The sequence below is a fragment of the Brevibacillus sp. YAE8 genome (genome assembly GCF_057543335.1).
This window is the reverse complement of record NZ_BAAIYG010000026.1, coordinates 61,292-72,331: the sequence shown is the minus strand read 5'-3', so window position 1 is coordinate 72,331 and position 11,040 is coordinate 61,292. Positions and strand designations below refer to the sequence as shown.

Annotated in this window: 10 protein-coding genes; 6 read left to right on the top strand and 4 right to left on the bottom strand. The window is 54.1% G+C overall.

Going from position 1 to position 11,040, the window contains the following annotated elements; genetic code table 11:
• Positions 1–331: 331 nt before the first annotated feature.
• Positions 332–676, bottom strand: a complete 345-nt coding sequence (locus AC27IT_RS22275; protein ID WP_005833313.1) for a cupin domain-containing protein — start codon at positions 674–676, stop codon at positions 332–334.
• 239 nt (positions 677–915) lie between these two features.
• Here AC27IT_RS22275 and AC27IT_RS22270 point away from each other — a divergent pair, with 239 nt between their 5' ends.
• Together AC27IT_RS22270 and AC27IT_RS22265 are read left to right on the top strand one after the other, a co-directional pair.
• A complete protein-coding gene (locus AC27IT_RS22270; RefSeq protein WP_025845777.1) occupies positions 916–2,082 on the top strand; it encodes a cation:proton antiporter in 1,167 nt (388 codons plus the stop codon).
• Positions 2,083–2,258: 176 nt separating this feature from the next.
• Positions 2,259–3,398: a glycerate kinase gene (locus tag AC27IT_RS22265; protein ID WP_007782658.1), complete on the top strand. Its 1,140-nt coding sequence runs from the start codon at positions 2,259–2,261 to the stop codon at positions 3,396–3,398.
• 185 nt (positions 3,399–3,583) lie between these two features.
• Here the strand turns inward: AC27IT_RS22265 and rpmG are convergent, their stop codons facing one another.
• Positions 3,584–3,733: a 50S ribosomal protein L33 gene (gene rpmG / locus AC27IT_RS22260; protein ID WP_005833307.1), complete on the bottom strand. Its 150-nt coding sequence runs from the start codon at positions 3,731–3,733 to the stop codon at positions 3,584–3,586.
• A gap of 21 nt (positions 3,734–3,754) precedes the next feature.
• Positions 3,755–4,963: a GTP-binding protein gene (locus AC27IT_RS22255; protein WP_238504227.1), complete on the bottom strand. Its 1,209-nt coding sequence runs from the start codon at positions 4,961–4,963 to the stop codon at positions 3,755–3,757.
• A 209-nt stretch (positions 4,964–5,172) separates the two neighbouring features.
• Between AC27IT_RS22255 and AC27IT_RS22250 the strand changes: the two genes are divergently transcribed.
• Positions 5,173–5,934, top strand: a complete 762-nt coding sequence (locus AC27IT_RS22250; RefSeq protein ID WP_005833303.1) for a DUF3800 domain-containing protein — start codon at positions 5,173–5,175, stop codon at positions 5,932–5,934.
• Positions 5,935–6,245: 311 nt separating this feature from the next.
• On the opposite strand, the gene AC27IT_RS22245 is transcribed toward AC27IT_RS22250, so the two are convergent.
• Positions 6,246–7,202, bottom strand: coding sequence for a hypothetical protein (locus AC27IT_RS22245; protein ID WP_221843246.1), 957 nt, complete (start codon positions 7,200–7,202; stop codon positions 6,246–6,248).
• Positions 7,203–7,425: 223 nt separating this feature from the next.
• Between AC27IT_RS22245 and AC27IT_RS22240 the strand changes: the two genes are divergently transcribed.
• The 3 genes from AC27IT_RS22240 (at position 7,426) to AC27IT_RS22230 (ending at position 10,978) form a co-directional block, all read left to right on the top strand.
• On the top strand, positions 7,426–8,787 hold the full coding sequence (locus AC27IT_RS22240; protein ID WP_005833299.1) for an FG-GAP repeat domain-containing protein: 1,362 nt from the start codon (positions 7,426–7,428) through the stop codon (positions 8,785–8,787).
• Positions 8,788–8,865: 78 nt separating this feature from the next.
• Positions 8,866–9,576, top strand: a complete 711-nt coding sequence (locus tag AC27IT_RS22235; RefSeq protein ID WP_007782640.1) for a response regulator transcription factor — start codon at positions 8,866–8,868, stop codon at positions 9,574–9,576.
• Positions 9,563–10,978 carry a sensor histidine kinase gene (locus AC27IT_RS22230; protein ID WP_007782636.1) on the top strand — a complete coding sequence of 472 codons (1,416 nt, stop codon included), beginning with the start codon at positions 9,563–9,565 and terminating at the stop codon, positions 10,976–10,978. Before AC27IT_RS22235 ends, AC27IT_RS22230 begins: the two co-directional genes overlap by 14 nt.
• Positions 10,979–11,040: the final 62 nt, after the last annotated feature.

Below are 11,040 nucleotides of genomic sequence, written 5' to 3'. Positions count from 1 at the left end.
CGCAAACGTACTGCTTCGCTCTTCGTTGCTTCGTCATATTGCTGCTGTTTTTGCCCTTTACGTGGCGGCATAAGAAAATCCCCTCCGGTCAACAGTGTTGATCTCATCATACCATGAGGTCTTTTTTTACTGTCTACCATGAGGGGATAATACCATCTGTTTCTGATGACAGTCAGGCTTTTTGTTTTGGCATAAAGGGGCGAAGAGCAGGTAGGCTGAGGCAGGAGAGGAGTCTTTTCCTTTTCATGCGCTCGCTAGTGCTTGCCTGTGCTTTTCCTGTGCTTTTCCTGCCCTTTCCCCGCTCGCTGCTGCCTCGCCCTCGCCAAACCGGCTACTCCACCTGGATGCGATCTCCCCGCGTGGTCGGCTGCGAAATGACGAGAAACTCCACGTCTTCGCCGCTCTCGTTTTTCATCTGATGCCGTGCTCCCGGCGGCACTTCTACTCCTTCCTGCGGGCCGATCTCGTGGCGAACGCCCTCCACCTCCAGAACAGCCTGTCCAGAGAGCACAAAGAAAAATTGGCGGGAGCGCTCGTGGTAGTGGCGCACCTCAGCCGTTTCTCTCGGCATCCGCTCAAAAATGACGCTCAGCTCCGTCCCCTTGACCAGATGCCAGCCATCGCAGTGGTCGCCCCATATGTAGTGCTCCGCATTATGCTTGCTGATTTTCACCATCGCTCGCCTCCTGTTTTTGCTTCTCATCATGACATGCACACGACCAGCCCGCAAGCATTTCTTTACTTTTTACGGGCGCTATGTTAAAATGTCATCATAACGCAAATGAATATTCGCTTTGTTAATGGAGGAGCCTGTCATCATAGGGTTCTTTTTGTCTTTTTTCAGCCGACAAAAAGAAAACCCCGTGATTACGGGCTCTTTTTGCATCTTACACACAGATTAAAGGGGGAAACCGCATGCTTATTTTTCAACTGGCTGTCATCCTGATCGCCTCCAAAATCGCCGGAGACATCAGCGTGCGCCTCGGACAGCCGTCCGTTTTGGGGAAACTGCTGATCGGGATCGTGCTCGGCCCAACCGTGCTCGGGCTGGTGACCGACACGGAAATTTTGAAAGAAATCAGCCAGATCGGCGTCATCCTGCTCATGTTCATCGCCGGACTGGAAACCGATATCGACGAGTTCAAGCGCACCGCGAAGTCCTCCACCAGCGTTGGCGTGGCCGGCATCATCGCGCCTTTGGCACTCGGCTACGTCGCCGGGATTACGATGGGGCTTTCTTCGTTTGAGGCTCTCTTTTTGGGACTGTTGCTCTCGGCCACCAGCGTAAGCATCTCTGTACAGACGCTGAAAGAGTTGGGCAAGCTAAAATCGAGAGAGGGCGCAACTATCATGGGGGCTGCCGTCATTGACGACGTGCTCGTCATTTTGGCGCTGGCGTTTTTGATGAGCTTCGCTGGCGGCGATGTGAACCTCGGCCTGGTCATTGCGAAAAAGCTCGCGTTTTTCGCAATCGTGATCTTGCTGTCCTGGAAAGTCGTCCCGTGGGTGTTGCGAAAATTCGCGCCGCTGCAAGTCAGCGAGTCCGTGATCTCCGCAGCCCTGATTATTTGCTTCCTGTTCGCTTACTTTGCCGAGTACACGGGCGTTGCCGCCATTATCGGCTCCTATATTGCGGGTGTCGCGATCAGCCTCACCGGCTACAAGCAAGAAATCACCCACAAGGTAGAAACGATCAGCTACGCCGTCTTTGTGCCCGTCTTCTTCACCTCGATCGGCGTCACCGCCCAATTTTCCGGGATCGTGGAAAATCTGTGGCTGATTGCGATGTTGAGCGTGATCGCCATTGTTTCCAAGCTGGTCGGCGGTGCCATCGGCGCAAAACTCACCGGCTTCCCTTGGAAAAATTCGCTCGCCATCGGCGCTGCCATGATATCGCGTGGCGAAGTGGCGCTGATTATCGCGGCGATTGGTTTGGAAAACAACCTGCTGTCTGACGACATGTTTGCCGTCCTGATTGTCGTGGTTCTGGTGACGACGATTGTCACCCCGCCGATGATGAAATGGCTGTTCGCGGACAAAAACACGCAGGAAGAGCAACTTTTGATGAAAAAGAACGCATAGGCGACAAGCCGGGCTGTTCCACGTCAGATGACGTTGGAGCAGCCTTTTTCATTTGGACATCCTTCGCAATCTGTGCCGTTTCGGTTTATGATGGAGAAAAATGGTTCCCGAACACGCAGGAGCTTTTTTTCGCTGCTGTCGAAAAGGATCAGACCATGCAAAGGAGGGTGCCCGGCATGAAAGTCGTCGTAGCGCCGGACTCTTTCAAAGGAAGCCTCACTGCCAAGCAAGTCAGCGAAGCGATTCGCGCAGGCATACGTCGCGCCGATCCGCACGCCGATATCGTCGCCAAACCGATGGCAGACGGCGGAGAAGGTACGCTGCAATGCCTTGTCGACGCGACTGATGGGAAAATCATGACGGCCACCGTCAAAGACCCGCTCGGCCGACCTGTTGCCGCCGAGTTCGGCATTCTCGGCGACGGCGTTACCTGCGTGATCGAGCTGGCTGCCTCTTCCGGCCTGTATCTCATCTCCAAAGCGGAGCGCAACCCGCTTCGCACCACTACCTACGGCTTCGGGCAACTGATCGTAGCTGGCCTCGACCTGGGCTGCCGCCGCTTTATTCTCGGCCTCGGCGGCAGCGCTACGAACGATGGCGGCGCGGGCATGCTGCAAGCTTTGGGCTACAGGCTGCTCGACCAGGCCGATCAGCCCTTGCCCTTTGGCGGGGGAGAGCTTTCCCGCCTGAGCCGCATTGATTGCAGCCAAAAAGACAAGCGGCTCGCTGAATGTCAGTTTGTCATCGCCTGCGACGTCACCAACCCGTTTGTCGGTCCAAACGGCGCTTCCCACGTATTCGGCCCGCAAAAAGGGGCCACCCCGGAAATGGCGCTCGCGCTGGACGAGCATTTGCGCCATTTTGCAGACGTGATGGAGAAAAGCCGGGGAATCGCCATTCACGATCTGCCGGGAACAGGCGCTGCGGGCGGTGTGGCAGGGGCGCTTCTCGCCTTTCTCGGCGGCGAGCTGCGGGCGGGGATTCAGATTGTCATGGAGACAACCCGCCTCGCTTGCGCCATGCAGGGCGCCGATCTCGTCATCACCGGAGAAGGCCAGGTGGACGCGCAAACCGCCCGAGGAAAAACTCCGTGCGGCGTAGCCCAGCTCGCGCAGCAATTCGGCATCCCCGTCATCGTGCTGGCGGGTTCCATCGGCGAAGGGATCGAAGCGTTGTATGAAAAAGGCGTCACTGCCGTCGTCAGCATCGCCAATCGGCCGATGACGCTGGATGAGTCCATGCGGGACAGCGCGGCGCTTCTGGAGCAGGCGGCTGAGCAGGTTATGCGGATTTGGGCTAGTCGGAGCGGTTCATGAGGACTGGGGCGTGGGGGCAGGTGGTTGGTTGGCTTTCGGAGTTAGTTCGGTTGCGGCTGCACAGTCGGCTTGGTTGTGGCACCACTGCCAACTCGGCTGCCGTTCCATTGCCCCACTGGCCTGCCCTTCCCCACCAAAAAAGCTCTCCCACAGCAACATGCTGCCAAGGGAGAGCTTTTCGTTGTCTACTTCGTTTCCCGATGCAATGTATGGCGCTTCAGGCGGGGCGAATACTTTTTCAGCTCCAGCCGCTCGGGATTGGTTCGCTTGTTTTTGGTCGTGATGTAGTTGCGATCTCCTGTTTCGGTGCATTGCAGCGTAATGTTGACGCGCATGTCGATTTCCTCCTTTTTGTCTTACACTTGCATCTCTACGACGGTGCTGGAAGTGGGTAGCGGGTCAGGCAGCTTGGCCCAGTCCGAACGGTACTCCTCATCCGTCAAGAGACAAGCATCCAACTGCTCTGTCACCGCTTCCCGGTCCAGGCCGATGCCGATGAACACAAGCTCTGTCATCCTGTCCCCGTGCTCCGGGTCCCAGGCGCGCTGCAAATCTGGTTCTTCCGCCAACAGCGCTTGCCTTTCCTCGGCAGGCAGCGCAGCCGCCCAAAAGCCTGCCGTACCGACCTCGATCGAAGGCCCTGCCTGGCTGAGCGTCATAGCCAGATCGTTGCGCGTCGCCAGCCAGAAAAAGCCTTTGGCCCGCACGACATCCTCCGGCCAGGCCGACAGCCACTCGCCAAACCGCTCGGGGTGAAACGGCCTGCGCGCACGATAGACGAAGGAAGAAATGCCGTACTCGTCCGTCTCTGGCGTATGCTCTTCTTTTTGCAGCTCGGCGATCCATCCTGCCGACTGGCTGGCCGTTTCAAAATCAAACAGTCCCGTATTCAAAATCTCATGCGGGTCCACCTGTCCGCGCACCGCCCGAATAAAGCGGGCCTTTGGCTGCAATTTGCGCAGCACTGCCTCCAGTTGCTCCAGCTCTTCCGGGTCTACCCGGTCGCATTTATTCAAAATGAGGACGTCGCAAAACTCGATCTGATCGATCAACAGGTCGACCACTTCCCGAGTATCGTCCTCCCCCACTGCCTGATCCCTGTCCAGAAGACTTTCTCCCGAGGAAAAGTCATGCCAGAAACGGTACGCATCTACGACCGTCACCATCGTGTCCAGCCGGGTCAAGGCAGACAGGTTGATGCCGTTTTCCTCGTCGACATACGTAAAGGTCTGGGCGACAGGAACAGGCTCGCCGATCCCCGTCGATTCGATCAGTATGTAGTCATACCGTCCTTCGCGCGCCAGCCGCTCCACTTCTGTCAGCAAATCCTCGCGCAGCGTACAGCAGATGCAGCCGTTCGACATTTCCACGACCTTCTCGTCTACGCGGGAAACGCCCCCTCCTTGCGCTACCAATGTGCCATCCACATTCACTTCGCTGAGGTCGTTGACGATGACGGCGACGCGCATGCCTTCCCGATTGTTCAAGACGTGATTGAGCAATGTTGTTTTTCCTGCCCCCAGATAGCCGCTCAGGACGGTTACCGGGATTCTTTTATCGGTCATAAGCTGATCTCCTTTGCGCTACAAAACGTAATTATTACGATTTAATAAACATGCTAACGCAATGCTCTTTCGCTTGTCAAGACAAATCGTAATCATTACGTTTAAACACAGTAATGATGAAATAACCCCACCCCCGCTCTTTTTCTGCCCGCTCTTATTTCTTCGTTTGCTATAATCAATTTATGTCGCAATGGAAAGTAGGAGCAGATGTGACTTTATACGGATTTTACACAGATGAATCAGGAAACAACGGCTTCAATGATATGAGAAATCAACCCGTTCTCTGCTACGCGGGCATCCTGGTCCCCATCCATTACCAGGTGCATTTGCATCATGAGGTCCAGAAAATCAAAGACAATCTGGAAAAAGATATAAAGGCCACCATTCACGGCATACCCGCTGAGCAGTTTCCACATATCGACTTTTTTAAGAAGTTTGAAATCCACGGAAAGGCGTTTATTGACGGTGAAAATTTCTACTATAACTTATCGGATCGCCAACGCTTCAAAGTGGTGGAAGAGTTGTTGTCTTTAGTGAAGGCTTCAGAAGTAAAGGTAGTGGCTGCTCTAGTCAACAAACAGCTTTACCAGACCCAGACACGTGAAACCAACCATAACCGTATGCATATCCATGCGTATACGGAACTTGTTCGCTGCCTTTCCAACGAGCTGAGCCGTGCTGACTCGTATGCGTTTGTCATTTGTGACGACGGCAAGCCGAGCGAGCTCAACCATTTTCGTGACGCGCTGCGAAATCCGGTCAATCGCAGGGTGTATCCCGACCTTCAGGTAAAGCTGTCGCACGATCATAATGGAAACCTGATCCAACTGGCTGATATGATTAACTTCATCACCTCTGTTCATTTCCGGCATCGTTACGGCTTCCCTCCGCGAAAACGACACCAGGCCGCCATCCTCGATGTGTATGCGCGACATCTGGACTCCAAGCTCATCATCTGGGAATACAAATAAAAAAGAGGAGGACGCACACAACGTGCGAACTCCTCTTGTCGGTCGTACACAACGTGCGACCTATTCCTACCCTATCCCAAATCACCGGACGATATGTCAAAATAAATTAAGACATTCTGTTCATAGGTCAATGCATGAGCTACGTACAGAATGCCTTAATTTTCATGTGGATTTAGTCGTACACAACGTGCGAGCAAATCCACATCTATAATTGTACGTTTGCGAAAGGAAGTTGTCAAGCATAACGGAGAAAAAAAGGCTTCGCCCATCTTTTTAGCGAAGCCTTCGCTTCACTTGTGTCGATCCTTACGCTACTTCACCCGCTTCATCGCCACCGCTTCCCCATACGCGCCGATGACCGGCTGATACAGGTTGCGGTTGTTCAACTGGTCCTGGCTCACTACCGGGGTCGGACGATTCATTTTCCATGTAATCTGGCTGTACACATTGCCTGTGGCGGTCGGCATCGTGACCAAAATATCTTTGACCTGGTCGTTGTTGCCGTCAGTCACGTGCAGCTTCGGCAGCAAACCTTTGTCGCGCGTGCCCACCGAAATGAACGTCTGTTGGTTGTCTTTCCCTTCGCGAACCACAACGCGCAAATTCTCGGCCGTCTGGTTCATCGACATGCCCATCTTGTCGCCTACCAAAAAGATGTGGTCTTTGATACCGTCGCCTGTCACATCTGCGTATTTCGTATCCAGCACAAATGTACTGTCGCTTTTCATGCTGAACCCGCTATTGATCGAAACATCCGGCGAAGGCAAGTTGTCGACATCGGTTTTTTCCACTGTTACCCCGAGCAACTGCGGCTTTTGGTCCACGATATTCCACACGCTGGTCGCCACGGCAATATGGTCCTGATTGTTTACTCCCCAAATATTTTGCTTGCCCATCCAGCGCAGATTGCCTTTGGCGTCGCGAAATGGCACCAGCTCCACGAGCTTTTGCACGTAGCCGTCCGTCGGCTTTTGCAGCTTGCCGTTGGCCTGATAAATCCCTTGATTCAGGTACGTTGTTTTATTGGCAGATAAATCAAACGTGCTGACTGCTTTTGTGCGCAAATTCGTTACTTTCGCTTGAAACCCGTCGGTAAACTGAACGGAAAACGGAATGTTGTGCTGCGGTTGCAGCAGGACAACTGGAGCATACGTTTGTGACTGTGACGGAAGGGCATTCGCATGAACCGGAGAGGCCCCCAGTCCTGATGTCATGAGAATAGCGCCGCTACATACGATTGTTGCCATCGTTCTTTGCCAAAGTTTCATGATATTCTCCTCCTATGTAATTGGGCATGCTATTTCTTTCCAGATTGTTACACCCGTGTCTTTCCTTCCCTCTCTTCTCTCTAAACGAGATGGACAGGTCAAATGTTGCTAGTAAATAATTCCTAAGTTTTCTCGCCATTTTTACCGATTTGCAACAACTTCGCCGAAAAGGCAGGCTACAATAGAGTCAAACGGAAGCTGCTGCAGAAAGGAACAATCACAAATGAAAAAGGCTTGGCTTTTGTCTGCCGCGATCTGCGCTTCTCTCGTGAGCGGTTGCGGCCTGGCAGATACCCCTAACGAACTGATGCGCGCCCCCTCTGCTGACGGCGATCAAAAATCGATCAATCAGGCTGTCATGCAATTTTTGCCTGCGGGCTCACAGTTGGCTGTGCCGCTCCACCCCGCAGAGGCGAGCGCCGTCTCTCTTCAAGACCTGAACGGCGATGGAACCCCTGAGGTCGTCGCTTTTTACAAGTCGGAGAAAACGGATTACGAAATCGGCGTGCTGGTGCTTTCGCAAAAGCAAGGAAACTGGCAAAAGCTGACCTCCTTTACCGGGATTGGCAATGAGCTGGACTACGTCTCGTTTCACGATCTCAACGGCGACCAGATTCCCGAAATGCTGATTGGCCTGGGCGGCGGCGACGGTCTGAACAGAGAGCTGTCCGTGTACTCGATTACCGACGACAAAACCGCGGAGCTGATGAAACAGCCCTACTCCGTCATGGCGGTGGGCGACTTGACCGGGGACGAACAGACCGAACTGGCCCTGGTCCTGCACGACCACAGCAATTTCACCTCCAAAGCCGAGCTGTTTGGGGCCAAAGACGGCCAAATCGCCAAGCTGACCGAGATCGCGCTGGACGGCTATGTGAACGGATACGAGCAAGCGCTTATCGGAAAAGCGTCCCCTACGCAAAATGCCCTGTTCATCGAAGCCGGGGTAGGGGCGCACTCGGCCGCCACCGACATGCTCCTCTGGGAAAATGGCACCTTGCACAACCCGTTGGTCAAAGTCGAGGGCGAAATGGATTTGACCTTCAAGCCCTACCCTTTGTACAGTGAGGATATTAACGGGGACGGCATTATCGAGATCGGCACCAGAACACAGCCGCCCGGCACAGAAGAGCTGGCCATGGTCGAAATTCCCTGGATCTCCTCCTATTTTCAATGGGACGGCAAGACCGGGCTGAAGCATGTAGAGGATCATTACCAAAACTATGACCTGGGACTCGATCTGAGAATACCGGAAAAATGGAGCGGAAAATTCACGATTGCCGCCAGTCCCAACGCCAATTCGCACATCATCCGCTTTTTCTACTACGGGGAAAACGGGAAAAATAAAGCCGAGCTTTTGACGCTCCAAACCGTTCCGCAAACCGAATGGAACAAATTCGAGAACGGCCTCAAACAAAAGCAAGTGCCCTACGTTCTTTTGAAGGAAGAAGGAAAACAGGTCCTGATCGCGATCCTTCCGCAAACGACACCAAGCCTCGGCAAGTCTGCCATGCAGGAGTACCGCTCTATGCAGCTCACAGCAGACGAGATACGCCAGCTTTACAAGCCTTTATCCATTTCGTGATAAAGGCCAATGCTGTTTTCCCTGTACCGATCCGCCTGCGAGCGAAAAAAGTCGAAATCAGACCAAGGGGATTTGTTTATGAAGGTTTTATTGCTTGAAGACGAAAAATCAATTCGCGATTTTGTGCGCATCAATCTGCGGCGCGAAGGCTGCGAGGTCATTGAGGCGGCGACAGGCGAAGAAGCGCTAGAAATCGCGCAAGCGCAAAGCGATATCGAAATCGCGATTCTCGATGTGATGCTGCCCGGCATCGACGGCTTTGAAGTGTGCGGACAACTGCGCAAAAAATACCCGCGACTCGGGATCATCATGCTTACTGCCAAGAGCCAGGAGCTGGACAAAGTGATGGGGCTGGAGTTCGGGGCCGACGATTACGTGTCGAAGCCGTTCAGTCCGGCTGAGCTGTTGGCCCGCGTAAAGGCATTGCACCGCAGGCTGGCTCCCCTCCCCGCTCTTGTGGAGGACAAAAATACGATTGATATCGCTCCCTTCACCCTGCTGCTCGATGAGCGGAAGCTGACGAAAAAGGATCAGGAAATTGTCCTGACCCCGAAGGAGTTTGCCATTATCAAGCTGCTGGCCGAAAATGCCAACAAAGCGATCAGTCGCGACGAAATTTTGACGAACGTCTGGGGACAGTTTTTCGTCGGGGACTTGAAAATCGTGGATGTGAACATCCGCAGGATTCGCCAAAAAATCGAAGACGATCCTGCCCACCCGGCCTTCCTGGAAACGGTCTGGGGGTACGGATACCTTTGGCGGAAGGACGCTCCTGATGAAAGGAATTAGAAGCAGGCTCGTCTTTTACTTCGGCATGATCTTGCTGTTGATCGTGCTTTTGTTGGAGGGACTGTTTTACTGGGCGGTCCATACGTACTACTTCGGAACTGCTACCGAAGCGTTGGAGACGCGCAGCACGACCTTCACCAATTTTATTAACAAGTACGCAACGGGCTATCGCTTAAAAGACAAGGCCCGCTATATTTTGGAAAACGTATCGAGCCAGGAATACGCCAAAATCGAGGTGCTCGACCTAAACGGCAAGGTCATTCTCAACTCGTACGGCTTCCAGACGGGAGAGCTTGTCCAAACCTCGGACGTCATGGAAGCGATCAGGGGGCAAAAAGGACTGTTCGTAGGCCGAACGCCCCAGTCGCGTGAGCGGGTCATTGCCGTGTCCAATCCCCTCACCTTCGGGTCTGAATACGTCGGCGTCCTCCGCTACACGATCTCGGCAGAGCCTCTTTATCAGGCGGTCAATCGCATCGCCTTGTACGGGCTGGGCGTCGGGGCTGGCGTCGTCCTGCTGGCTTTTGCCCTCAGTCTGCTCATGGCCAAACGGATCGTCGACCCCATCGAGGACCTGACGAATGCCGCGAAGCAAATGGCAGAGGGCAACTTCACCGCCCGCGCTCCGAAGCGCTACGACGACGAGGTCGGGACGCTCGCCGATACGTTCAACTACATGGCAGCAGAGATCGGCAAAAACGAAAAGCTGAAAAACGACTTCATCTCCTCCGTCTCCCACGAACTGCGCACGCCGCTGACCTCGATCAAGGGTTGGGGAGAAACGCTCCTCTCCGGCGGCCTGGAGGAGCCGGAGGAAACAATGCTCGGGCTGGAAGTCATCTCCAAGGAAACCGACCGCCTCATCGGCCTCGTGGAAGAGCTGCTCGACTTTTCGAAGTTCCAGTCCGGCGAAATGAAGCTGTCCCGCGAGTTGCTCGATTTGCGCGAAATTCTCGACGACATGCACGTCCAGTTCGCCATCCGCGCCCAGGAAAAGCAGATTGATTTTCAACTGGCGCTCCCGTCCGCTCCCCTGACCGTCATGGGCGACCGCAACAGGCTGAAGCAAGTGTTCGTCAATCTGCTGGACAACGCCTTCAAATTCACGCCAAAGGGCGGTACGATTTCCGTGACAGCGACAGCCTCGGAGGGAAGGCTGACGGTCACCGTCGCGGACAGCGGAGAAGGGATTCACCCGAATGACTTGCCGCACGTCACGGAAAAATTTTTCAAAGGACGCTCCAAGCTGTCTGGCAGCGGACTCGGGCTCGCGATCTGCAAAGAGATCATTCAGTTGCACAAAGGAGGCTTTTTGGTCAATAGCAAGCAAGGACATGGCACTTCGATCATGGTAGAACTGCCTCTCGCCCTTGGCCCTGAGGAAAATTTTCCGGCAAGCTAGCCGTGCTGTCGTAAATCGCCCTTGAAACGACAAGCAAGCGCCCTGACTGATTTGTCGGCACA

Coding starts and splice junctions, on each gene's coding strand:
- AC27IT_RS22275 (WP_005833313.1), bottom strand. CDS start 676: ATGGTGAAAATCAGCAAGCATAATGCGGAGCACTACATATGGGGCGAC.
- AC27IT_RS22270 (WP_025845777.1), top strand. CDS start 916: ATGCTTATTTTTCAACTGGCTGTCATCCTGATCGCCTCCAAAATCGCC.
- AC27IT_RS22265 (WP_007782658.1), top strand. CDS start 2,259: ATGAAAGTCGTCGTAGCGCCGGACTCTTTCAAAGGAAGCCTCACTGCC.
- rpmG (WP_005833307.1), bottom strand. CDS start 3,733: ATGCGCGTCAACATTACGCTGCAATGCACCGAAACAGGAGATCGCAAC.
- AC27IT_RS22255 (WP_238504227.1), bottom strand. CDS start 4,963: ATGACCGATAAAAGAATCCCGGTAACCGTCCTGAGCGGCTATCTGGGG.
- AC27IT_RS22245 (WP_221843246.1), bottom strand. CDS start 7,202: ATGAAACTTTGGCAAAGAACGATGGCAACAATCGTATGTAGCGGCGCT.
- AC27IT_RS22240 (WP_005833299.1), top strand. CDS start 7,426: ATGAAAAAGGCTTGGCTTTTGTCTGCCGCGATCTGCGCTTCTCTCGTG.
- AC27IT_RS22235 (WP_007782640.1), top strand. CDS start 8,866: ATGAAGGTTTTATTGCTTGAAGACGAAAAATCAATTCGCGATTTTGTG.
- AC27IT_RS22230 (WP_007782636.1), top strand. CDS start 9,563: ATGAAAGGAATTAGAAGCAGGCTCGTCTTTTACTTCGGCATGATCTTG.